Raw genomic sequence first — 22,646 nt, 5'->3', positions numbered from 1 at the left:
ATCTTGATTGGGCATAATTACGGGAATATATTCGTTGCGATGTTTACGATAGATTTGAAAATCGCTAGAAAAGCAATTAAAACTCTAGTATCTAGAATGATTATCGAGGTCATTATCCTCCAAATCCTTCTAAGTATTCTGGATTATGAGAAAGGTCTTCAATCTCACTATCTAGACAGCCGATAAATTCCTGTGCTGCTTCTGCAAACGATTTTTGTGCCCCTTTGTTATTATTTAAGTCTAAGGGTCTTTTATGCGATCTCAATTCTAATCTTTCAATAAATTCAATCACTTGATGTTGTTGTTCCGGGGGGAAATCTCGGATTTTTTGGATTGCCATTTCTAGAGTAAGCATAATTTTATTCCCGGTTGGTATTCTCAGTTTTTAAATTTTTAATGGATCTAAGGATTGGTCGCATTCAAAATGACAAACATGCCACGAATACAGACAATCACAACCAGATTACTTAAGGCTAAAATGCTGATTAAGCGTAAACTGCTGGCCATAAACTTTAATCCTTTTTCTAATTCTGCCCCATAATGTTGACCGATCTGTTGCCAAGCAAGGTCTAGTTCTCCTATTTCTTCCCCTGTACGCAGAAAGTCGATCGCCAATGGAGGGAATTTACCCTTGAAACTTTCACTTAAGGTTTGTCCCCGCCGCATTTGACGAGTTACCGTTGTTACTCGTTTTTTGATCGTTCGATTTGGGGTTTGTTGTTGAATCCATTCCAGGGCCGTCAGGACAGGCATTCCACAGCTTAAGAGTAAGCGCAATTGGGATAAATACCAGAGGCTATAGGCTTCCATTAAGGGACGTACCAAGGGCAGATAACTGCCCATTTGAAATAGGGTAGCGCCCAAATACCGAGGTAAGGAAAAAGCCAGTATCCATAAAGTCAAGGCGATCGCCACACTCTGAAGCCAAAACATCGGATGTAGCAAGGCAGCTATATTGGAATTCAAAATCCCAGCCAGCAAGGTTAACAGGCTCCAGAGAGCGAGTAAGCTACTGCTACGAATAGATTGATAATAGGTTTTCCATTTCCCTTGGAATTGGGTGATTTCGGCTAAAATCAGGCAAGTTTCGGCTAAAGTTCCTTGGGTTTCGGCTAACCGAATCACGGAGATAGTCCAAGGATCAAAATAGGTGTGCCGTTTGCGATCGGCTGCCGCACGAACGGTGAGGGCAGACGCGAGATCCTGACCATTGCGTATGGCGCGACTGGCCCCTTGCAGATAACATTGGAAATGGCGATCGCTCTCCCGTCCTGCTAAAGTTAACCCTTGTCTGAGGCTAATTCCAGACTGGAGCAACTCAGCCAAAGTCGTAAAGAAGAGAACTTTTTCTTGGGTCTTCAATGCCATACTCCTAAAGCATCAAGGTTACCCACAGAACTAAGGGAAGCGTTACTAAAGCCATCACTGTAGACACCACCACCGTGCGGGCAGCCCATGACGCATCTCCCCCAAATTGAGTCACCAACACCACTGTATTCACAGCAGTGGGCATTGCACTTTGCAAGATTAACACTTGCACATCTAGTACCTCTAGTCCTAAGCTTCGACCCACACTATACGCAATTGCTGGGGCCACTAGCAAACGAATGATTGCTGTAACGCCCTCATAGAGTCCTATTTTAAAGGTAGTGGTGCTTAATTGAATGCCGAGAACAATTAAAGCAATGGGAATAGCAGCACTTCCTAAAAGGTCTAACCCATTATCGAGCCGTAGAGGAAGATCAATAGAGAAAACGCGCAAAACCAACCCAGCGATCATAGCCCAAATGAGGGGTAATCTCACGATCAGACGCAAACTATCCCTTAATCCTCCTCCTTGCAACAATGCTGGGCCCGTAGAAAAAATGATTAAACTAGACACAATTAGGCAAACAATCGCCCGATCTAAACCCGCTTCTCCTAACGCAAATGTGGCAAACGGCAGGCCCATGTTTCCTGTATTAGCAAACATGGAAGTGGCGATAAAACTGGTTTCCATCCCAGATTTGAGCCGGAGAAGTTTACTTATGCCCAGGGAAACCCCATAGATCAATAGACAAGTAATGAGATATCCGATAATTAGCCCCAGGGTACTATCTGTTGATAATCTGGCTTGATAGAGGCTACTAGAAATTAAAGCCGGAGTCAGAATATAGACCGCAAGTTGAGAAAGGGTTGAGCGTTCCAGGGTCAAAGTCCGACCGGCAATCATGCCAATGGAAATAATGAAAGTAACCGGGACTAAGGCAGATAAAATAACATTCATTACTTACAGGGCTAGGCAACAGGAGGAAATCATGACTCAGAGTTTTATCAATGACAATGGTATTCGCGATCAAACCCAGGAAGCCCTGAGACATCAAATCCGCCCCATTGTAGAGCATTTCCTGAAAACTGATGAGGGGTTTGAGGGACTAGAGTGCGATCGCACCCTAAATGAAGTTTCAGACGTTTTCTTCAGAAACGGCAACGACCAAGAACTGCAACAGATGACTGATGAAATAATCACTCAGAAAGTCAGGAGGATTTTAGGGACAAATATGTTGTTTAGACTCTTGAGTGACTTAAGACCAGAAGAAATCCAATCATTTGATGCTGCTCTGCTGGATTTAAGGAAAGGTCGCTATTAAAATTTATCCACAATTTTTTGGAAAATATGATCGGGAATCGAATGCTCTTCAGTGTAGATCATATCATACTTTTCTTCCAGTTTCCGCCAATCAATAGAAGAATCTGATAAAACCTCATTTTCAAAAACCTCTAAAGCTTTGCCAGATAAACCTTTGGCTAAACACTGTTTCATGGCCAATCGACTTTCATCAATTTCTCCAATACACTCAAAGGGAGTATGTTCTTCTAATCCTATCATTTGCCTAAAAATCATCAACAAGTCTGGATCGTCGAATAAATTCACCCCAAACACCCTATCTACAGCCACTGGATTAAACACAGACATTAAGCCTAGCCAGACATAGGCACATTTAGGACATTTCTTACACCAGGGTTTTTTGATATTACAGGAATGAATTTTAGGGAGAACTTCTGGATAGTAACTCAGCTTCTTGAAAATCCGAAAATCATAGACCGGCTGTAAAATTCCGAAGTAAGTAAAATTGGATAACAGATGGTTTTGAATAAATGTATTTAAAGCTTGTTCTGCCTCAAAACCTTTCCCCCATTGATGATTGACTTCTTTCCCCAATTCCTCCCAGAATAAATTTCCCGTGTTGGCACTTCTTTCATGGGCTAAACTTAAGAATTTATAACCTTCATGAAGCATAAGGGGTAAGGATTCAAAGATGGAAACTGGAGTTTCCGGGGCTGTGATTCCTGAATTTTCGGGAAAATATAACGGAAATAAAGGGAAATCTAGGAAGTCATCGATAATTGAAATTTTATGGGTTTTAACGGGATTAGTTTCTTTAACAACTTCAGTAATGAGATCATGCTGTAACTCAGCTTTGCCATAAACACTGTGGGAATATTGCATAGAGGAAAATGGAAGACCCGCATCTTCCAAAATTTTCATTGCCACCACACTATCTTTTCCTCCTCCACAACCGGTGAGAATTGTGGAATTATCGCCTAATATAACTGCTGGACTCGATTCTCCTAATGCTGGTGAATAAATAATTTCTGGTTGCTGATAATCAGTGACCTTATTTTCATACCAATGCTGGCCAAAAACACCTTGGTATATTTTTACAAACAGTTCTAAGGCTGGTTTTCCCAAATATGGCGCGATCTCAGAAATATCATAATACTTGGGGAATAATGAACATAATTTCATGCCTTCAAATAAGGCAATATAAGCGGCTATCTTGTTAATCAGGTTGGCTGAGTATTTATGCTGGAGAAGGGAGAAGGATAAACCCTCATAAAAAACCTGGGTTGAAAAATCAAATTCATCTGCACTATAGCGCACACTCAAATGGTGCTCATGGATTTTCAACTTCTCGATTTTAATACATTCTATATTCATAATTTATTTTTGAGTATAGCTATGATTATTTAAAGATGACTTAAAACTTCTTGAGGGGATCGTGGGATGAGGAATAATTGGGGTCTGACGCTGATACGGTTTCTGAGGTGTACAGATAACTATTGAGTGGCTTTTCTACTGCATAACTGGCGTGAGGAATATCATAGGTCATAACGATGTTAATACGATCGCCAGATCCAGTTACTTGACGAACACTATGAAGACATTTATCACCACACATGACTAGAAGAAGTCCAGGTTTAGGTTCTACAACAACTTTTTGACCAAACCATGAACGTATTAATGGATATTGTTGTATTTGATCGATCCAACTTTGAATTTGTGAAAATTTACCACTCTGAAGAGTTATTCTATAGTTAGGATAAAATTCAATTTCACCCCCCTCAACTTCATTTAAGAATAGGAGAGCGGTAACTGCATTACGATCGTAATGCCAGCGATAGCTTCCTCCTTTTTCCGTAATGTTTACATTACATCCCGCTTGAAGACTATCTAGAGTAAATAATGGGTAATTGGTATATTGATTAATGAATGTATTGACTTTCTGGTATAAGCTTTGAAGTTGTGGAAAATGAGATTGAACTACCAGTCCATCAATGACAGAATAACTGAGGGGAATTGGCTTAGTATATCGATGAATTTTGGGGACTGAAAACTGTTTTCGATATTCAGAAATCTTATCAAGAAGTATCTGACATTCTTGGCTTGAAAGAAAGTTTTCGATTAGCAAGTATCCTTCAGTTGGAGAATCTAAAAATTTAACTTGAGAATTATTCATGATTAATGATTATTGATGATTAATAACTGCTGGACTCGATTCTCCTAATTAGCGTTTCTATCTTCCTGATTTACCATCCTCGTGTTCCTGGACCACCTTTAAATGGGCCAACAATATCAGCAGTAATCCATCCGCCATAAAAATCACCTTCTTGAGGAGTGACTAGCTCATCATTCACATAACAAGCATCCATCAAATTAGCCCAAAAACTATAGTAATTTTGAAGTTGAGCAAAATTGGGAGTTGTTTCGATACATCGCCAAGCACCGCGTTGAATATATTTTTCACCCATCTGAATGTCATAGTATTGGTAGATCCCTTTCCACTCGCAAAATCCCTTTTTGGGAGTTTCGATAATATGTTCTAGCTTAATGTCTTCAAGGGGAAAATAATAAGTCGGGGGATGACTGGTTTCTAAAACTCTTTTTCCTTTGGTCGTTTCAGCTAAAACAATACCATTACAAATGATTTTGAGATGCTTGTCGGTGTCTTGTACAATTGCTGGTCTGGGATAATCCCAAACGGATTCTTGACCGGGTGTGGGGGGGATAGGTTCGGGTCTGGGTAAGAACATAAAACTTTTTCTTATTGGCTAAGAGATCAAGGGGAATTTTAGGGGTGATTCGATTGGAAACTCAATTTCTATTTATTTTACCTTGTTATTGATTCTGAGCAACCCGGAAACCGGCATGTTGATAAAAATTACGGCGGAACCAATTGCGGCAAGAAGGAGATGCATAAGCGCCGGTACTGGCCCAAGATCCACCTAACATAATCTGATGATCGCTATCGAAAAATGGGGCAGAATAATCTTTGTAAAGGGGATGAGGTTCAAATCCGGGTAAGGGATTAAATTCATCACTGAGCCATTCCCAAACATTACCCCGAAGGTCATTAAGTCCAGAGGATGCTTCAGAGTTTTTTAAGCTTCCTACGGGAGAAGGGGAACCAAATTTTACATTTAGATTAAAGTCGCGATCGCTCTGGGAACCCCTTGCTGCAATGTTCCATTCTGCTTCACTCATTAAGCGGGTTCCTTCCCCTTTCCAGCGACAATAAGCCATGGCTTCATAATGATTGACTTCAACGGGCCAATCTAGGGGTAAGTCTATATTCTCAAAGAGGGTGCGATATTGATAACCACCATTTTTATCCATCCAGAATTTGGGATGCTTGATGTTATTCTCTTGCTTCCAATTCCAAGATTCATTATTCCAAAACTCTGGGTCTTCATAGCCATCATGTTGGATGAATTGCCAGAATTCTCCGTTGGTAATCAGATGCTGACTGGCCAAAAAAGGTTGGACTTCTACGGTTCGAGTTCCATATTCGCTATCCCAACCGTAGGTATTGGACGTTTGAGGTTTTCCTAGATGAACCACTCCCCCAGAAACTGCCATCATTTTATTTTTTGGAACGGTTTGATTGGAAGGTGCATATTGCCAGGTTTCGGGACGTTTCAGGTGGTTAACTGAGAATTGTCTGAGCAACATGGAAGAGGTTTCAAAATGAATCCGGTTATGCTCTATTCCCATGATTAAAGCCCAAAGGGGATGGTTTTGAGTAATGGGAAGATTTAGGGGACAGGTTTTAAGGACTTTAGTAATCGTTTCTTTGGCTTTCTCGCGATAGTTCCAAACTTGTTCAACTTGCGGCCAATTCATGGTTGTGATGGCTTTTTCTAGCTCTTCTGGACTACTGGGATCGACTCCTATTTCAAATAATATTTCGTAGTTAGGGTTAATCCGCCGGTCTAATAATTCTACTTGAATCAGTTTATTAATGTAGAAAACGGGGGAGTGTCCGAGGTAGAAGATAATCGGGTTTCTGAGGGGATCGGGATTAAGATAAAAGCTCTCCTCATGGACTAAGCTTGTCATGAGAATTTCTTCTAATTCCCAGGAATTTTCAAAATAGTCCAGGAGGGTTTGGCGATCGCACTTATCCAGATCTGGAGTGGGCAGTGAAATTAGTGTATCCATGTTTTTTTATACTTTTTGAGTCAGAATTAATCCAAACCAGTCTTTCGGATCAGTCCAAGCAGCAACAGGTTTTAGACCTTTTTCGGCTAATTCTGCTTGTACTCTTTGTAAGTTGAATTTGCGAGATATCTCTGTCTTGATTGTTTCTCCAGATATAAATTCAACTTGCAGATTGAGGGTTTCTAACTTAACGGTATGAGGGGTTAAACAGCGCAAATGCATCTCGATTTGGTTTAGTTCTTGATTATAAAAGGCCCAATGTTCAAAGTTTTGCCGCTTAAAATTGCCCCTAAAGCGCTGGTTGAGATGTTCCAACATGTTGAGATTAAATGCAGCCGTTACCCCTTGAGCATCATTGTAAGCGGCTTCTAGGATGTCTTTGGGCTTTTGTAAGTCTACCCCCAAGAGGAAATACTCGCCCCTGTGGAGAGCCTCTAGAATATCGTCGAAGAAGCGATCGCACTCTTGACCATTTAAATTCCCCAACGTACTCCCTAAAAAGGATACCATCCGAGAGGGGGCAGGGGTTCGTTCGAGTTCTACTAAGGCTTGTTCGTAGGTTCCCACTAACCCCTGGATCTCTAAAGTCGGATACTCTTGGAGTAACTGTTGGGCACTTTGGGTGAGAATGCTACCACTGACATCAATAGGGATATAGTGCAGCGAGTGAGTCAACCTTTGATGGGCATCTAACAAGCGACGGGTTTTGGTGGAACTGCCGCTTCCTAACTCCACCAACTCACAAGCACCCGTCATTCGAGCAATTTCATCAGCATACTGGCTAAGAATCAAATCTTCTGTACGGGTGGGATAATATTCGGGTAGCTGGCAAATTTGCTCGAATAACTGCGAACCATACTCATCATAGAAATATTTGGGCGGTAAACACTTGGGGGTTTGACTTAATCCATAGATCACATCTTGTCCATCTACCGTAGAGGTGAGTAAGCTAGAATGACTCAAATATTTAATTTGCAAACGCTCTTGAGTTGCTGGCAAAATAGCCACGATAAATGCTCCCTTAGTTGATTGCCCTGATCCTCTCTATCTAGGGTATCAGGTTTTAACCCACTCCAGAAAAATCTAGCGATCGCGTCAGTGATGCCCAGCCTTATCGCCAATTAACTCCCCATTTCCTGCCACCACTTTACCGATCTCAAACGCTTCAATCCCTTGATAATTAAAGGTATTGAGGGCAAACTCAGCTTGTTCGGGATCGATCAATACCACAAATCCAATTCCCATATTAAAGGTATTAAACATCTCTTCTTGAGCCACTGATCCCGCTTGGGCTAACCATTGGAAAATAGGTGGAATTTCCCAAGCTCCCCAATTCATAGAAATGGATTGATTTTGGCCTAAACAACGGGGTAAATTTTCGGGTAATCCCCCACCGGTAATATGGGCCATTCCATGGATATCCAAACCTTCAGCTAGGGCGGTTAAGATCGGCTTAACATAAATTTTAGTTGGCGTTAACAACACCTCACCCAATGGTTTATCTAATCCCTTGGGGATCGCATCCCAACTTAAGCCTTGAGTTTTCACAATGGAGCGAACCAAACTAAATCCATTACTATGAACACCCTGACTCCCTAATGCGATCGCCACATCCCCTAAACGCACTTTCGAGCCATCTAATAGATTCTTCTTTTCCACAATTCCCACAGAAAAGCCCGCTAAATCGTACTCTCCCATCGAGTAAAATCCTGGCATTTCCGCCGTTTCGCCCCCCAGCAGGGCACATCCAGCATCCTTACATCCTTGGGCAACACCAAAAACGACTTGTTCTAACTGTTCTGGATTTAACTGTCCGGTGGCGAGATAATCCAGAAAAAACAGAGGTTCAGCACCAGAAGTGAGCACATCATTAACACACATGGCGACTAGATCGATGCCAATCGTATCGTGGCGATCGCACGCTTGGGCAATTTTGAGCTTAGTTCCTACCCCATCAGTTCCCGAAACTAACACCGGTTCTGAATATCCTCCCGGCAACTGAAAATAGCCCCCAAATCCACCCAGTCCCCCCAAAACTTCAGGGCGATAGGTACTTTTAACCCAACGACGAATCTGGCTCACAAACGCCCGACCCGCCTCAATATTTACTCCTGACTCCTGATAATCCATGGTTTCTGCTCCCTATTTACCTGTAAGTTGAGGCATATATCAAATATTCTTATCTATCGTGGGATCGCAGGGTGTACCTTAGTCTGGGCAATCCATACAGCGTACTTTTACTTAGTTTTTTGGGGATCGCGGCCTTCCCCAATCCCAAAAAATTGTGATAGCCTATCGCTGTTCAACCTAAAAACCAAATTCATAACGATTTCGATTTTTAGACTAAGAAACTTAAAACCCTCCACAACTGAAGGTTATTCTACCCTCTGTTGGAGCGGGAAAAGTAGGGCTAAGTCAATCTGATAACAACCGTAAATTCAGATGGCATATCAGAGTTGAGACTCTGCCTCTTTTGTCCTAATCACCCAAGACTTTATGAACCAACATCTTTGGAAAAGCTTAACCGTTTCTGCTCTCCTCTTGACCCTAGGCTCGGGGACTTCTAGTCATGCAGAACCCAACGATCAGCTTGCTAATCGTATGGCTCCTGAGTCGGAGGAGATCGCCCAACAAAAACAAAATCTGACTGCTTCGGAACTCCCCGAGGTGGAGACTTCCAATACCCCTGAAACTGGCGAAAGTCAGAGCATTGCTCAGAACCCAGACCCGGAGATTGTCAGCGCTACACAGACTCAGCCAACTTCTGTTACCAAGATTTATCCCCATACCCTCAATGGACAGGCAGCCGCTACCTTATATGTTCAAAATATTCCTGTCCTCACCTTTCTCGGTGAACCCATTACTCAAGAAATAACTCAGGAAACTGCGGCCCCCTTATCAACCACCCCAGTTTCCATGGTCAATTTATCGGATACTGAACCAGTTCAAGACGCAGAGCAAGTCGCCGAAAAACTATCCGAATGGGTGAGAACGGTAGAAGATGCCCAGGAGATCGCTCTTAAATGGGATGAAGACTTAGAAACCTATCTCATTCAAGCCCAAGAGAAAACCCTAGTTACCATGGGCAACGATGTAATTCTACCCGATACAACCAATGACTCTACCCAAGATGCGGTTCAAGCCACTAATCGGCTACGCCGTCTTCTCGGGAATGCCCCTCCTATTGAAGAAGTCTATGGTAAACCGGTCATTGCTCCTGCTAAAGAACCCCACAATACCCTGTCTTCCGAGAGGCAATTAGTCGCGGTTCAAGCCATTAGTGGTTGGGCTTCTTGGTATGGGCCCGGCTTCCATGGTAATTTAACCGCTAATGGGGAAATTTATAACCAATATGGGTTAACGGCTGCCCATCGGAATTTACCTTTCGGTACAATGGTACGTGTCACCAACATAGATAATGGTCGTTCCTTAGTGGTACGCATTAATGACCGTGGCCCCTATGTTCGGAACCGCATTATTGACCTGTCTAAAGGAGCGGCTCAAGAACTGGGATTAATCAGTACGGGGGTTGCCCCAGTACGGGTGGAAATCCTGGAAAGATAGTAGACTTCTTGCAAGAATGAGGCAATAGGCATGAATAGCAATAATCATTAAGAATATAGGGTTATTGCATTTCTATTCATTGTCTGCTCACTTATGCAAGAGACCGAGTTGGGATCAATTCTCCTTCTGGTAAACCTAACCTGGTACACCATTCATAACGAGGCGACTGTGCATCTGTACAAAACGATTGCTGCTCTTCAAACTTATTTACGGCAGCAGTCTCCCTCTGTAGTTTTGGCTCTTGTCCCCACCATGGGATCGCTTCATGGGGGGCATTTGCGTTTAATCGAGTTAGCCCGACAAGAAAGCGATCGCGTAATAGTCAGTATTTTTGTTAACCCGCTTCAATTTGGGCCGAATGAGGATTTAGTCACCTATCCCCGAAATTTAGAGCGCGACTGTGAACTGTGTCGCCAAGCTGGGGCAGATGTGGTGTTTGCGCCTACTCCAGAAGCAATGGGGATTGCAGGCGATTCGACCGCCCAAACTCTGGTGATTCCTCCAGAATCGATGACTTCGGTACTCTGTGGTCAAACTCGTGTGGGCCATTTTCAGGGGGTGGCAACTATCATCACCAAGTTATTTAATGTAGTTCGTCCCCATCGAGCCTATTTTGGCCAAAAAGATGCTCAACAACTGGCGATTATTCGCCAGTTAGTGCGAGATCTGAATCTGGGAGTTGAGATTATCGGTTGTCCAACAGTACGGGAAGCCTCGGGATTAGCCATGAGTTCTCGCAATCAGTATTTAAGCGATCGCGATCGCGAAGAAGCCTTAGTCTTATATCAGGGACTCAAGAGCGCAGAAACGGCGTTTAAAAACGGCGATCGCACCCGCGAAGGGTTAATCGGTGCATTTCAGGCGATCGCCAAAACCATGCCGAATGTACAGATCGAATATGCAGATTTAGTCGATCCTCAGACCCTAGAACCTTTACAGACGATCCTTTTTGAGGGACTATTAAGTGTTGCAGCTAAAGTGGGTTCTACTCGTTTGATTGATAATATTATCTTGTGCGACCGCCGCCCCATCATTGCTATCGATGGTCCAGCAGGAGCCGGAAAATCAACTATTGCTCGCCAAGTGGCCGAACAACTCGGCCTGTTATATCTAGATACGGGAGCCATGTACCGAGCCGTGACTTGGTTAGTGCAACAAGCAGGAATTGCCTTAACTGATGAACCGGCTATTGTGGAATTAGTCAGTGAATGTGAGATTCGCTTTGAGTATTCCCCGGATTGGTCAGACAATAGGGATCAACGGCCATTCGTCCCGACCTCACCGCAAGATTTGTATCCTGAAACCGCAGGAGGCAGTAGCCGAGTTGCTTATCTCGAAAAAGGCACCCGTGGCCCCTGCCAAGTCTTTATTAATAATCAGAATGTTACCGAAGTGATTCGGTCTTTAGAAGTAACCGCTCAAGTTTCGGCGATCGCCAGTTTAGGTGCTGTGCGCCAGAAGCTGGTTGAGCAACAACAATTATGGGGAAAACGAGGCGGACTCGTAGCCGAAGGACGGGATATTGGAACCCACGTCTTTCCTGAGGCTGACCTGAAAATTTTCCTCACCGCCTCAGTTGAAGAACGGGCGAAAAGACGACAACGGGATTACTTAGCTCAATCCTCCCACTCATCGCCAACCCTTCCCAGCACGGAACAATTGGAGCAAGACATCCGTAAGCGAGATTATACCGACAGCCACCGAGAAATTTCTCCCTTACAGAAAAGTCCACAAGCGATCGAGATTCTCACAGACAACCTGAGTATCGACGAAGTGACCCATAAAATTATTAGTCTCTATGAGTCTACCGTGTTGAGCCTTAATTAAGGCCTAATTCAGCAATTCTTCCCAAATTCAGCTACCCAGATCACACGGTGTAGAGTACCAAGATCACGTACCCACTCCAAGGATCGATGCATAGTGGGAGAGTAGAGGCGAGTTTACCGAAATTTTCGTGAATCTGCCCCTACAGAATCCCCCCAATGGAAAACGCCTTACTACCAATGGGGTCGGGAAACTGACTAAGGAATGAATTCACCGTGTTATCCTCATCTAGCTCCGATCATTTAACCCTAACCCAGGATCTCTACCAACGAGTCCTTGATTCAATCTATCAATCCTGTGGCGAACTCTTGCAAGAATGCCTAGATCGCTGTAACTTTGGCATTGCTCCTGATGCCCAAGGAATCAATACCTTGCTTATCGTTGCGCCCAATCAAACCCTAGCTGAACAGCTGGTCTCTCACCTGGCTCATACTCAACACTCCAAAGACTCGCTCCTTAGCCATATCTCAGAACAAATGATCGGCATTCATCAAACCGCTATTTGTTTTATCCCCATTGCCCAATTTCAACCTTCGCCCAACTCCATCAGGTCTGAGTTTTTAGTCGGTCAAGTTTTCCAGCATCATCTGTAATCACTTTCTATAGCTTGTTCAATCCAACTGTCGAATACGTCTTGATTTTTGGCAATCCATTCATCAACATGGCGATCGATATCTTCAAAACTATCTTCCCCTTCTTCGACCAGTTTATTTTGAGCATTAATATCTTCAATGGGAATTTTGATTAACTCAAATAACTTGCTTGCCGCTGGATTAACTTCCACAAATTTTCGATTAGCGACAATTCTCAGATTCTCGACCGCAAACCCAAAATTTTTCCCATTAACTGTTGTATCTGCTTCAGATACATCCCCTTGGGATTCCGGTAAATCCGTCGAGATCTCTTCTGTGTTATTCTCTCCAGAAGAACGGTTGCTGGTCGTAGGTTGGCAGGCAAAAATCCCCAACAGTAACGTGAGAAAAAGTGCTCCCAAGGTAATATTTCTTCTCCCCATCGTATCGGTCTTGTCCTTTTTTTGGGTCTCAAAAGTGTAAAATGTTAACGATTAGGGGTCAACGCTTGTTGACCCCTGCTTTCAATTAAGCCTCAACAGCCACCTTCTCGGTAACCGGGTTATCATTCACCTCTGGAGAATTCGCTTCCGAAGGAGGAACGACTTGCCAGAACTTAGGCAAATAGGTTTCCCAGTTCTCTAAAATCATCTTGGCTTTCGGACTTCCCGTGCGGGAATAGTGCAACTCAATCAACTCTCGCACAGAGGCTGCACCCACCTTCGAGGTTACCCGTTGAATGGTAACAATCTCGGTATTAATTTTTTCCGGGAAATTCTCATTTTCATCGAGAATATAAGCCAATCCTCCGGTCATCCCTGCCCCTACATTGCGGCCAGTCGATCCGAGAACCACAACTACACCACCCGTCATATACTCGCAGCAGTGGTCGCCCGCACCTTCAATGACAGCTTTGCCGAGGGAGTTGCGAACCGCAAAACGCTCTCCGGCCTGACCATTGGCAAACAGAATACCGCCGGTTGCACCATAGAGACAGGTATTGCCGACGATGACATTTTCCGAGGGGTCAAACGTTGCATTCGTTGCTGGAACGATGACAATTTCGCCCCCATGCATTCCTTTACCCACATAATCATTCGCATCTCCGGTCAGGTGCAGATGCATTCGGGGTAAATTAAATGCGCCAAAACTTTGCCCCGCATTGCCGGTAAAGGAGAGTTTCAACTCCCCGCTAAAGCCGCTATTGCCGTAGCGACGGGCAATTTCACCAGAGATGCGCGCTCCTACGGAGCGGTCAGTGTTGACAATTTTCCAGGTTTTGCTCACCTTGCCTTGTTCAGAAATGGCGGATTTAATCTCGGCATCGGCTAAGATGTCGTCATCTAAAACTGGGCCGTTGGAGTGAATGGGGCCGTGGCCCAGCCAACTGCGATCGCTTCTAGTATCGGGTAAATCGTCAATTAGGGACAGGACATGAATATGGTTGGTTTTGGCTAACTCCACATTCCGCACCTGCAACAGGTCAGCACGACCGATAATTTCGTTTAAGGAACGATAGCCCAACCGTGCCAAGAGTTGACGCACTTCTTCAGCGACAAAATAGAAGAAGTTGACTACATGGCCCGGGATACCGGTAAACTTCTGGCGCAGTCGTTCTTGTTGGGTAGCAACTCCTACGGGGCAATTGTTGGTGTGGCAAATGCGAGCCATAATGCAGCCTTCAGCAATCATGGCAATGGAGCCAAATCCATATTCTTCAGCTCCCAAGAGTGCGGCCATGACCACATCCCAGCCGGTTTTGAGACCGCCATCAGCCCGGAGTAAAACGCGATCGCGCAATCCATTTTCCATCAGCATCCGATGGACTTCAGTTACGCCCAATTCCCAGGGCACACCCGCATGTTTAATCGAACTCAGGGGACTCGCACCCGTTCCACCATCATGGCCGGAAATTTGGATAATATCGGCATTAGCTTTAGCGACTCCACAGGCAACCGTACCGATACCAACTTCTGACACCAGTTTGACACTCACGCCTGCATTGGGATTAATTTGATGCAGGTCAAAAATAAGCTGTGCTAAGTCTTCAATGGAATAAATATCGTGGTGGGGAGGAGGAGAAATCAGAGGTACACCGGGTTTTGATCTGCGCAACATGGCGATATAGGGACTCACCTTTTTACCGGGCAGTTGCCCCCCTTCTCCGGGTTTGGCTCCTTGCGCCATCTTAATCTCAATCTGTTTGCCATTCATCAGGTATTCAGGAGTCACGCCAAAGCGCCCCGAAGCTACCTGTTTAATGGCACTGCTGGCGGTATCTCCAGCTTGCAGACCCTTGAGGTGGGCAAAACTAGCACTATTTCCTTCACCATCGACATCATGAAGGACGGTATAGCGCAAGGGATCTTCGCCTCCTTCTCCAGAGTTCGATTTACCACCCAGACGGTTCATGGCGATCGCCAAAGTTTCATGAGCTTCCCGTCCCAAGGCTCCTAGAGACATTCCTCCGGTACAGAACCGTTTGACAATGTTTTCGACGGGTTCTACTTCTTCGAGGGGAATAGATTGAGTATTGGGGCGGAACTCCAGTAAATCCCGCAAGGCGCAAGGGGGACGCTCTTGCAGCATTTTTTGGTACAACTCGTAATGGTCATATCCATCCGTTCCATTTTTCACTGCCTTATGCAATGCCTTGGACATTTCCGGAGAATTCATGTGATATTCTAGACCGGTGCGATACTGGACAAAACCGCGATTTTCCAGTTTTTTGCCTTCAAGTTCTGGGAACGCCTTGGCATGAAATTGTAGAGTTTCTTGGGCTAACTCATCCAGAGATAGGCCACCGACTCGCGATACGGTTCCTTCAAAGGCTAGATCCAACAACTCTTCACCAATACCGATCGCCTCAAAAATCTGTGCCCCATGATACGAAGAGAGTAGAGAAATCCCCATTTTAGAGAGGATTTTCAGCAGTCCTAACTCGATCGCATGGCGGTAGTTATCTAAAGCTTGTTCCATGGAGATCTTGGGCAGTTTGCCGCGCTCCATGAACCCTTGGGTGCGATCGCTGCTCCACCAATGACGCACGGTTTCCAAAGCCAGATAGGGACACACTGCCGACGCACCATAGCCGACTAAACAGGCCACATGATGGGTACTCCAACATTGAGCTGTATCGATCACAATGGAGGTTTCACAGCGCAATTTATTGCGAATCAAATGGTAGTGAACTGCACCGGTTGCGACTAGGGGAGAAATATAGGTTTGGTCGGGCGTAATGTTGCGGTCTGTGAGAACAACCACTTTCGCCCCTTCTCTGACTGCGGTATCTACGCGATCGCACAGTTGGTCAATAGCAACCTTAAGAGATTCTCCCACCGGATACAATGTGGAAACTTCCCGTGCTTTGAGTAGGGAATGTTCCAGCGTTGATAACTCCGCCTCACTTAAAATCGGTGTCGGCAGACGCAACTGGGTCGTTTTCCGGGACTGGGGATCGAGCAGGTTAGGATGGTCGCCTAAACGAATTTGCAGAGACATCACCAATTTTTCCCGCAGGGGGTCAATGGGGGGATTGGTGACCTGAGCAAAGCGCTGCTTAAAGTAGTCATACAGCACATGGGGTTTCTGGGACAGGACTGCTAAGGGAATATCATCCCCCATGCAGAAAGTTGGCTCTTTGCCCAGTTCTGCCATGGACTGTACCACCATTTCCACATCTTCCGAGGTATAGCCAAAAGCAGTTTGGGAAGTGAGCAGAGTTTTCTCGTCTAGGTTTAGGTGAGTATCCCAAGGCAGTTCAGCAAGATCGTGGGTTCCTGCTTTCAGCCATTCCCCATAGGGATATTGACTGGCGACCTGTTGTTTAATTTCCCAGTTGTGCAGTACCTGGTGATTTTCCAGGTCAATGGCCATCATTTGTCCCGGGCCTAAGCGACCTTTTTCGATAACTTCGGATTCATCCAGGAGAATACTACCGGTTTCCGAAGCAATCACAATATAGCCATCTTTGGTTAAACTGTAGCGAGCTGGGCGCAAACCATTGCGGTCTAGGGCTGCTCCCACAGTGCGACCATCGCTAAATACCAATAGGGCTGGGCCATCCCAGGGTTCTTGGATGCCCGCATAGTATTCGTAAAAGTCGATAATTTCTTGATGATCGTCTAAAGCGGGTTGATTGTGGAAGGCTTCTGGAACTAGGATCATTAAGGCTTCCATGGGGGTGCGTCCGGAGAGTACCATCAACTCGAAGACATTATCGAGGTTAGCAGAGTCGGAGGCGCTGCGGTTCGTCAGAGGAAGTAGTTCTTTGAGGCGATCGCCCCATACGGGTGAGGTGAATTCGACTTCGCGAGTCCGCATCCAGTTCAAATTGCCCAAGAGGGTGTTAATTTCCCCGTTATGCCCCAACATCCTTAGGGGTTGGGCTAACGACCATCTGGGCATCGTGTTTGTACTGAATCTACGGTGAAAAATAGCATAACTACTGGTATAGAGCGGATTTTTGAGATCCCGATAAAAATCTCCTAAGATAACCGAGCGCACCATGCCTTTGTAGAGAATTTGGCGGGTAGAAAAGGAAACAATGTAGATCTCGACTCCAGAGCGATCGGCATCTAAATGGGTTTTCTTCCGGGTTAAATACAACAGGCGCTCTAACTCCTGTCCCGATAGATTGGGAGACTCAACCAATAATTGCTCAATTTGCGGTTCATTTTCCCGTGCTTGGGGCCCTAAAATCTCCAAGTTAACTGGAACCACGCGCCATCCCAGTGGCTTCAACCCTTCTTCTTTTAGATGTTGTTCAAATAAGGCTTTGGCTTTGTTGCGGGCCGATCCATCTTGGGGTAAAAAGACCATCGCCACTCCCATATGGCTAGGACTCGGTAGCGTAATGCCTTCTGTCTGACTCCAGTCTTGGAATAAGTCCCAGGGAATACCGGTCATTACCCCCGCCCCATCTCCAGAGTCTCTATCAGCGCTACAACCTCCCCGATGTTCGAGACAGGTTAAACCCGATAAAGCTTTGGTTATTAAATCATGGCTGGCAATGCATTGGGGATGGGCAATGACTCCCACCCCACAAGCATCTCGTTCTTCTGTGAGTTGGCGTAAAACTTTTTCTTCTCGTCCTGAAGTCCCCAGGTCGGAAGAACCAGTTAGTGGATGCAGTTGATCTTGAGTTAAAATTCTGTCCATGGGATTCATCAAAGGTATTTTTGGATTGGGAGTTTCTGACGCTGCGTGCTTTTGGTGCGCCAGGAGCTGGTCAACTCAGCGATGCAGACATCATATCCCTATTGATCGATAAGATTTCGTATCAATTACTGCTGGATGTTGGCAGGGGTTTTGCTTTCTGTCGGGACAAGTGAATCCAGAGAGTGCTGTGTATTTACCCGCCCCGAATTTGATGTGGATAATGATTGTATCGAATTCTAGTCAGTTCTGGCAATTGTTTCGATCTTGGAGGTATTGTAGACGCGAAGCTACTTCTCGAAGAGTACTCCGAAGATTGCCCGGCTTTCATCCTGATGCTCGTCTATAGCGTTTCTCTCTTCTATGAGGTACAGCTTAAAGCCTTAGAACCTAAGCTATACAAGCTATTGCCTATTGCCTAGCGCGAAGCACTATAGTCCCTTCAGTATGGCTTCGCCACCAGCAGAGCGTATAATTCTCCCAGCGTTGTTGCTCAATAGACTTGAATGCAGTCTTCTCGCAGCGAAAGGGAGAGTGAGGACATTTTCTATTGCCTATTGCCTATTGCCTAGTGCAAAGTTCTATATATGAAGCCATATTCAACTCTTCAGTAAAGGTGAAAAATTTAGGTATTTTTGTGAATATAAAGCGCTCAAATGTTCAGAGCGCTAAAGCACTACGACACAGGAAAGTGTATGGGTCATTTCCTCTCCCTATCCCCCTTCTTTTTCAATGCACCATTTTAGATAAAACAATCGAGTAGACACTTCTAACGTCCCTAATAGACTCTGCCTCGATAGACTCGTTTGTGACGGGCTTTTTTTGAGGAATTTTCTCCTGGGGGACCTACAGAGGGTACAGGTTGTAGAGGAACAGGAGCCTCTCTATTGACTTCCGATACTGAAAAAGAGTCAGCCGGATACTCAAAGACATCGTGATTATTGAGGGAACCTGCTACGGATGGAGTAGATAAGGATTGGGCGTTTTCCATATCTTGTTTTAAGGCCAGCAAACAGGAAACCAGAGGATCGTTGTGAATAATTAATCCTCCTAGAGCGGATAATACTTTTTTAATGCCAGCAATCACTTTGAGGGCTAGGGTATCGGCTTCAAAGGGCGGTAGAATATCGATCGCGCCATAGGCGATCGCTGCTTGACGTTGGTAATGACTCACTTCAGAATCTGTGCTTTCTAAAAGAATTACAGGTATTTCTGCGTAGTTCTCTTGGCACAAGAGACAGAATTCCTCTAGCTGCAAATCCGGAGTTTGGCGATCAATGAGAATGATCGCCGGTTTTCGGTTACCACTAGATCGGGTCTCTTCTAGCATTTTCAATAGGTGGGTTGCATCGGCAGTTAAGATGACTGCCAAGTTTTGGCTTCTTAATACTCTTTGCCATACCCAGCGTTGGAAATCGCAGGGTTGACACAGAAGAATGGTCGCTCTTGGATTAGTCATGGAAGGATTAGACAACTGGATTTAGAGTAGGATGGAGCAAATCAAAACTATAAGCTAAATTTATAATTTAATTTTTGATTAATTGCCTTTAAGGATTTTCTTAAGCTTGGTATAGCAGAAAACAAAAGAAAATTTCTGTATCATTTAATTCATTTAAGAATCGGATCTTTCAGGCACAATCTACGTTTGTATCATTAAGTTTGATAAACTTTTGCCATAGGAGTTCTCTAATACGAGAAGATAACTCCTTTTGTACGGTTGTCAATGGCACTTAAAATGTTTACCCAAAATCCGTATATTTAAGAAATGAAAAAACACTATTCAGGATTGAAACTCAAGGTCTTAAAAAAGGCAAATCCAACCCAAATAAGCATTAAGGGATACTCACTCTGGTTGTGGGCCAGTTTGGGAGTCATGATAGCTTTAATTCCCTGGGCCGGGCAGGCGATCGCCGAAGTCCAAACCCCAAGCATGGTCAATGATGGCATCCCCGATCAAATCCAAATTGCGCTCAATACCCTATGGGTAATATTTGCTGGAGTGCTGGTGTTTTTTATGAATGCTGGCTTTGCCATGCTAGAAACTGGCTTTTGCCGCCATAAAAGCGCTGTCAACATTTTAGCAAAAAATCTGATTGTATTCGCCTTATCCTCTCTTGCCTTTTGGGCTACTGGCTTTGCCTTAATGTTTGGTGATGGCAATTCCTTTATCGGACTGCATGGGTTTTTCTTAAGTGGGCCGGACAATAGTCCAGCCGTGGCAGAAGCCTATCAAGGGATCTATCGTTCCTTAGATTGGGCTGCTATTCCCCTAAACGCTAAATTTTTCTTTCAACTGGCCTTTGCAGGTACTGCCGCTACCATTGTGTCTGGAGCCGTGGCTGAACGGATTAAATTTGCCGCTTTTGTTCTCTTTAGTTTGGGCTTAGTAGGATTGGCTTACGGCATCATTGGCCATTGGATCTGGGGGGATGGATGGCTCTCCCAACTGGGCTTTTGGGATTTTGCTGGATCGACTGTCGTGCATTCTGTGGGAGGATGGGGGGCTTTTATGGGGGCAGTTTTATTAGGGCCCCGGATGGATAAATATCCAGATGGACAAATTGCTGCTATTCCCGGCCATAATTTAGCGATTTCTACCCTCGGTTGTCTGATTCTATGGTTGGGATGGTTTGGGTTTAATCCCGGTTCAACATTAACAGCCGATCCGGAAGCCATTACCCATATTCTTCTGACGACAAATATGGCAGCCGCTGCCAGTGGAGTGATGGCAACCTTGGTTTCTTGGCGCTATTTTGGCAAGCCCGATCTGACGATGATTATTAATGGCATCTTGGCGGGCTTAGTAGCAGTTACGGCTTCTTGTGCTTATATCAATATAGTGAGTGCGATCGCCATTGGAGTCATCTCTGGAACCATTGTTGTATTTTCCGTAGTGTATTTGGAACAATGGCACATTGATGATCCAGTAGGAGCGCTTTCTGTCCATTTGGTCTGTGGGATTTGGGGAACATTGGCCCTGGGATTATTTAGTATAGGACCCGATGTTTATCCTTGGTATAGTGACGTTGGGGGGCCGTTGGCGGGATTGTTTTTTGGGGGCGGTTATTCTCAGTTGTTGAATCAATTGTTAGGGGTATTAGCTGTTGGATTTGCCATGATTGCCTTTAGTTTGCTGTTATGGTTGACCTTGAGTTTTACCGTGGGGATACGAGTGAGTCCAATGGAAGAATTAGAGGGCTTAGATCTGAGCGAGCATAGTATGGAAGCCTATAGTGGATTTATGAAAGAGCAGGAGAGAGGAAGATAGGGGAACAGGGGAAGACGCAGAATGAGATGATTTAATGCAATACAAATACGATAGGACTCGGATCAATGGATTGGGATGGCTGGTTTAAACGGATTGAAGATCTGGTAATGCTCCATTCTCCAAGTGGAGTAGAAGGGGAGATGAATGCGTTTCTCTTAGACGAGTTTGAGCGTCTGGGAGTGAAGCCAGAAGTGGATTTGGCAGATAATGTAATTGCCAAAATTCCGGGTCAAGATTCGAGCCGAGCGATCGCCATTACGGCCCATAAAGATGAAATTGGTGCGATTGTCAAGCGAATCAAACCGGAGGGACGGTTAGAGGTGGCTCGACTTGGAGGCTCGTTTCCTTGGGTATATGGGGAAGGGATTGTGGATATTTTAGGCGATCGCCAGACCATTTCGGGTATCCTCAGTTTTGGCTCTCGCCATGTTTCCCATGAGTCCCCCCAAAAGGTACAGCAGGAAACTAAACCAGTAGAGTGGGAAAAAGTTTGGATAGAAACCAAACTCAGTAAGGAGGCGTTACGGGAGGTTGGGGTGCGTCCAGGAACTCGTGTAGTTGTCGGAAAACACCGTAAGCGAGCCATCCGATTAAATGATTATATTGCCAGTTATACCTTAGATAATAAGGCTTCAGTGGCCATTCTCTTGGGTCTGGCCGAGCGCGTTAAAGAACCTCCCATAGATGTCTATTTAGTTGCTTCAGCCAAGGAAGAAGTGGGCGCGATCGGAGCCTTATTTTTCAGTCAACGTCATCAGTTAGAAGCCTTAATTGCCCTAGAAATTTGTCCTTTAGCGCCAGAATATCCCATCACTGACGGCGTAGCTCCAGTTCTACTTTCCCAAGATAGTTATGGTCTCTACGATGAAGATTTAAATCAGCAATTACAAAAAGCGGCTGAAGCCACACAAATTCCCATCCAACGAGCTGTTTTAAGTGGTTTTGGCAGTGATGCATCCATTGCGATGAAACTCGGTCATATCGGCCGTGGAGCCTGTTTAGGCTTCCCGACTCAGAATACCCATGGCTATGAAATTGCCCATTTAGGGGCGATTAGTAATTGTCTAGAAATTTTAGTTAATTACTGTCAGAAGTGTTGAATGTAAAAACGAGTGCAACGGAAGTTAACGAAGGTCTTTGAAGTTACGCCAGCATTTCTAATGGGGAAACTTTTAGGGTCGGTAAAGGGGGCAAATGGTGATCGCCAGACCTGGAGCTAATCTCCTAAACCCTAAAAGGATTTAGGGTCTAGCATTTCATCCGCTTGTTTGGCCACAGCTAACCGCCCTCGATAGCGACAGTGCACCACCTCAATGGGAAGATGGGGCGCTCTTCACGGATGAGTTGCACCGCCTCTGAGAGTCCTTTTAATACCGCCGGTTCATTGATGGTGGGAATCAGAACGCGATCGCTTCAAGAGCAGATTCAGGATACTATTTTACCTGTAATTACAGAAAAAAGCGCTCAAAAATGACAGGAAAAGTAGCGATTCAAGAAC

Annotated in this window: 19 protein-coding genes; 7 read left to right on the top strand and 12 right to left on the bottom strand. The window is 44.9% G+C overall.

Annotated elements, in window-relative coordinates; genetic code table 11:
• Nucleotides 1-112: 112 nt before the first annotated feature.
• The 3 genes from J7529_RS19970 to J7529_RS19960 are packed head-to-tail and all read right to left on the bottom strand — an operon-like array spanning nucleotide 113 to nucleotide 2,266.
• Nucleotides 113-355, bottom strand: a complete 243-nt coding sequence (locus J7529_RS19970) for a hypothetical protein (protein WP_271935981.1) — start codon at nucleotides 353-355, stop codon at nucleotides 113-115.
• 47 nt (nucleotides 356-402) lie between these two features.
• Nucleotides 403-1,368 carry a type II secretion system F family protein gene (locus tag J7529_RS19965; protein ID WP_318730424.1) on the bottom strand — a complete coding sequence of 322 codons (966 nt, stop codon included), beginning with the start codon at nucleotides 1,366-1,368 and terminating at the stop codon, nucleotides 403-405.
• A gap of 4 nt (nucleotides 1,369-1,372) precedes the next feature.
• Nucleotides 1,373-2,266 (bottom strand): AEC family transporter, encoded by an 894-nt coding sequence (locus J7529_RS19960; RefSeq protein WP_318730423.1) that lies wholly within the window; start codon nucleotides 2,264-2,266, stop codon nucleotides 1,373-1,375.
• Between the two features lie 31 nt (nucleotides 2,267-2,297).
• Between J7529_RS19960 and J7529_RS19955 the strand changes: the two genes are divergently transcribed.
• Nucleotides 2,298-2,630, top strand: coding sequence for a hypothetical protein (locus J7529_RS19955; protein ID WP_318730422.1), 333 nt, complete (start codon nucleotides 2,298-2,300; stop codon nucleotides 2,628-2,630).
• Here J7529_RS19955 and J7529_RS19950 read toward each other — a convergent pair.
• The 6 genes from J7529_RS19950 to purM all read right to left on the bottom strand — a co-directional run bounded on the left by J7529_RS19950 (nucleotide 2,627) and on the right by purM (nucleotide 8,893).
• Nucleotides 2,627-3,982 carry a hypothetical protein gene (locus J7529_RS19950; protein ID WP_318730421.1) on the bottom strand — a complete coding sequence of 452 codons (1,356 nt, stop codon included), beginning with the start codon at nucleotides 3,980-3,982 and terminating at the stop codon, nucleotides 2,627-2,629. The genes J7529_RS19955 and J7529_RS19950 overlap by 4 nt on opposite strands.
• Nucleotides 3,983-4,022: 40 nt before the next feature.
• Nucleotides 4,023-4,781 (bottom strand): 2OG-Fe(II) oxygenase, encoded by a 759-nt coding sequence (locus J7529_RS19945; RefSeq protein ID WP_318730420.1) that lies wholly within the window; start codon nucleotides 4,779-4,781, stop codon nucleotides 4,023-4,025.
• A 70-nt stretch (nucleotides 4,782-4,851) separates the two neighbouring features.
• Nucleotides 4,852-5,355 carry a DUF427 domain-containing protein gene (locus tag J7529_RS19940; protein ID WP_318730419.1) on the bottom strand — a complete coding sequence of 168 codons (504 nt, stop codon included), beginning with the start codon at nucleotides 5,353-5,355 and terminating at the stop codon, nucleotides 4,852-4,854.
• An 85-nt stretch (nucleotides 5,356-5,440) separates the two neighbouring features.
• Nucleotides 5,441-6,763, bottom strand: coding sequence for a 5-histidylcysteine sulfoxide synthase (ovoA, locus tag J7529_RS19935; protein ID WP_318730418.1), 1,323 nt, complete (start codon nucleotides 6,761-6,763; stop codon nucleotides 5,441-5,443).
• Between the two features lie 6 nt (nucleotides 6,764-6,769).
• A complete protein-coding gene (gene egtD / locus J7529_RS19930) occupies nucleotides 6,770-7,771 on the bottom strand; it encodes an L-histidine N(alpha)-methyltransferase (protein WP_318730417.1) in 1,002 nt (333 codons plus the stop codon).
• 87 nt (nucleotides 7,772-7,858) lie between these two features.
• The gene (gene purM, locus J7529_RS19925; RefSeq protein WP_318730416.1) at nucleotides 7,859-8,893 is read right to left on the bottom strand and encodes a phosphoribosylformylglycinamidine cyclo-ligase; all 1,035 of its coding nucleotides are present in this window, start codon (nucleotides 8,891-8,893) and stop codon (nucleotides 7,859-7,861) included.
• 366 nt (nucleotides 8,894-9,259) lie between these two features.
• Between purM and J7529_RS19920 the strand changes: the two genes are divergently transcribed.
• The 3 genes from J7529_RS19920 (at nucleotide 9,260) to J7529_RS19910 (ending at nucleotide 12,744) form a co-directional block, all read left to right on the top strand.
• The gene (locus tag J7529_RS19920) at nucleotides 9,260-10,327 is read left to right on the top strand and encodes a septal ring lytic transglycosylase RlpA family protein (protein ID WP_318730415.1); all 1,068 of its coding nucleotides are present in this window, start codon (nucleotides 9,260-9,262) and stop codon (nucleotides 10,325-10,327) included.
• 168 nt (nucleotides 10,328-10,495) lie between these two features.
• Nucleotides 10,496-12,154, top strand: a complete 1,659-nt coding sequence (gene panC, locus J7529_RS19915; protein WP_413038940.1) for a pantoate--beta-alanine ligase — start codon at nucleotides 10,496-10,498, stop codon at nucleotides 12,152-12,154.
• A gap of 212 nt (nucleotides 12,155-12,366) precedes the next feature.
• The gene (locus tag J7529_RS19910) at nucleotides 12,367-12,744 is read left to right on the top strand and encodes a hypothetical protein (protein ID WP_271935999.1); all 378 of its coding nucleotides are present in this window, start codon (nucleotides 12,367-12,369) and stop codon (nucleotides 12,742-12,744) included.
• Here the strand turns inward: J7529_RS19910 and J7529_RS19905 are convergent.
• The 3 genes from J7529_RS19905 to J7529_RS19895 form a co-directional block, all read right to left on the bottom strand.
• Complete coding sequence (locus tag J7529_RS19905) at nucleotides 12,735-13,145, bottom strand: glycine betaine ABC transporter substrate-binding protein (protein WP_318730413.1); 411 nt, start codon at nucleotides 13,143-13,145, stop codon at nucleotides 12,735-12,737. The genes J7529_RS19910 and J7529_RS19905 overlap by 10 nt on opposite strands.
• 106 nt (nucleotides 13,146-13,251) lie before the next feature.
• On the bottom strand, nucleotides 13,252-17,883 hold the full coding sequence (gltB, locus tag J7529_RS19900; protein ID WP_318730412.1) for a glutamate synthase large subunit: 4,632 nt from the start codon (nucleotides 17,881-17,883) through the stop codon (nucleotides 13,252-13,254).
• 775 nt (nucleotides 17,884-18,658) lie between these two features.
• Entirely contained in the window at nucleotides 18,659-19,339 is a 681-nt protein-coding gene (locus J7529_RS19895; protein ID WP_271936005.1) for a response regulator, read from the bottom strand.
• Nucleotides 19,340-19,645: 306 nt separating this feature from the next.
• Here J7529_RS19895 and J7529_RS19890 point away from each other — a divergent pair, with 306 nt between their 5' ends.
• The 3 genes from J7529_RS19890 to J7529_RS19880 all read left to right on the top strand — a co-directional run bounded on the left by J7529_RS19890 (nucleotide 19,646) and on the right by J7529_RS19880 (nucleotide 22,622).
• Nucleotides 19,646-21,148 (top strand): ammonium transporter, encoded by a 1,503-nt coding sequence (locus J7529_RS19890; protein WP_278002926.1) that lies wholly within the window; start codon nucleotides 19,646-19,648, stop codon nucleotides 21,146-21,148.
• 65 nt (nucleotides 21,149-21,213) lie between these two features.
• Nucleotides 21,214-22,248 carry a M42 family metallopeptidase gene (locus tag J7529_RS19885; protein WP_318730411.1) on the top strand — a complete coding sequence of 345 codons (1,035 nt, stop codon included), beginning with the start codon at nucleotides 21,214-21,216 and terminating at the stop codon, nucleotides 22,246-22,248.
• Nucleotides 22,249-22,469: 221 nt separating this feature from the next.
• A complete protein-coding gene (locus tag J7529_RS19880) occupies nucleotides 22,470-22,622 on the top strand; it encodes a hypothetical protein (RefSeq protein ID WP_318730410.1) in 153 nt (50 codons plus the stop codon).
• Nucleotides 22,623-22,646 lie beyond the last annotated feature (24 nt).

This window comes from Roseofilum sp. Guam, assembly GCF_017746735.1.
Lineage (GTDB): Bacteria > Cyanobacteriota > Cyanobacteriia > Cyanobacteriales > Desertifilaceae > Roseofilum > Roseofilum reptotaenium.
The sequence above is the reverse complement of the archived record's forward strand: the minus strand, read 5'-3'. Positions and strand labels throughout refer to the sequence as shown.

What these genes read in the sequence shown, in the direction of transcription:
- J7529_RS19970 (WP_271935981.1), bottom strand. Translation starts at nt 355, where the DNA reads ATGCTTACTCTAGAAATGGCAATCCAAAAAATCCGAGATTTCCCCCCG.
- J7529_RS19965 (WP_318730424.1), bottom strand. Translation starts at nt 1,368, where the DNA reads ATGGCATTGAAGACCCAAGAAAAAGTTCTCTTCTTTACGACTTTGGCT.
- J7529_RS19960 (WP_318730423.1), bottom strand. Translation starts at nt 2,266, where the DNA reads ATGAATGTTATTTTATCTGCCTTAGTCCCGGTTACTTTCATTATTTCC.
- J7529_RS19955 (WP_318730422.1), top strand. Translation starts at nt 2,298, where the DNA reads ATGACTCAGAGTTTTATCAATGACAATGGTATTCGCGATCAAACCCAG.
- J7529_RS19950 (WP_318730421.1), bottom strand. Translation starts at nt 3,982, where the DNA reads ATGAATATAGAATGTATTAAAATCGAGAAGTTGAAAATCCATGAGCAC.
- J7529_RS19945 (WP_318730420.1), bottom strand. Translation starts at nt 4,781, where the DNA reads ATGAATAATTCTCAAGTTAAATTTTTAGATTCTCCAACTGAAGGATAC.
- J7529_RS19940 (WP_318730419.1), bottom strand. Translation starts at nt 5,355, where the DNA reads ATGTTCTTACCCAGACCCGAACCTATCCCCCCCACACCCGGTCAAGAA.
- ovoA (WP_318730418.1), bottom strand. Translation starts at nt 6,763, where the DNA reads ATGGATACACTAATTTCACTGCCCACTCCAGATCTGGATAAGTGCGAT.
- purM (WP_318730416.1), bottom strand. Translation starts at nt 8,893, where the DNA reads ATGGATTATCAGGAGTCAGGAGTAAATATTGAGGCGGGTCGGGCGTTT.
- J7529_RS19920 (WP_318730415.1), top strand. Translation starts at nt 9,260, where the DNA reads ATGAACCAACATCTTTGGAAAAGCTTAACCGTTTCTGCTCTCCTCTTG.
- gltB (WP_318730412.1), bottom strand. Translation starts at nt 17,883, where the DNA reads ATGGACAGAATTTTAACTCAAGATCAACTGCATCCACTAACTGGTTCT.
- J7529_RS19895 (WP_271936005.1), bottom strand. Translation starts at nt 19,339, where the DNA reads ATGACTAATCCAAGAGCGACCATTCTTCTGTGTCAACCCTGCGATTTC.
- J7529_RS19890 (WP_278002926.1), top strand. Translation starts at nt 19,646, where the DNA reads ATGAAAAAACACTATTCAGGATTGAAACTCAAGGTCTTAAAAAAGGCA.
- J7529_RS19885 (WP_318730411.1), top strand. Translation starts at nt 21,214, where the DNA reads ATGGATTGGGATGGCTGGTTTAAACGGATTGAAGATCTGGTAATGCTC.
- J7529_RS19880 (WP_318730410.1), top strand. Translation starts at nt 22,470, where the DNA reads ATGGGGCGCTCTTCACGGATGAGTTGCACCGCCTCTGAGAGTCCTTTT.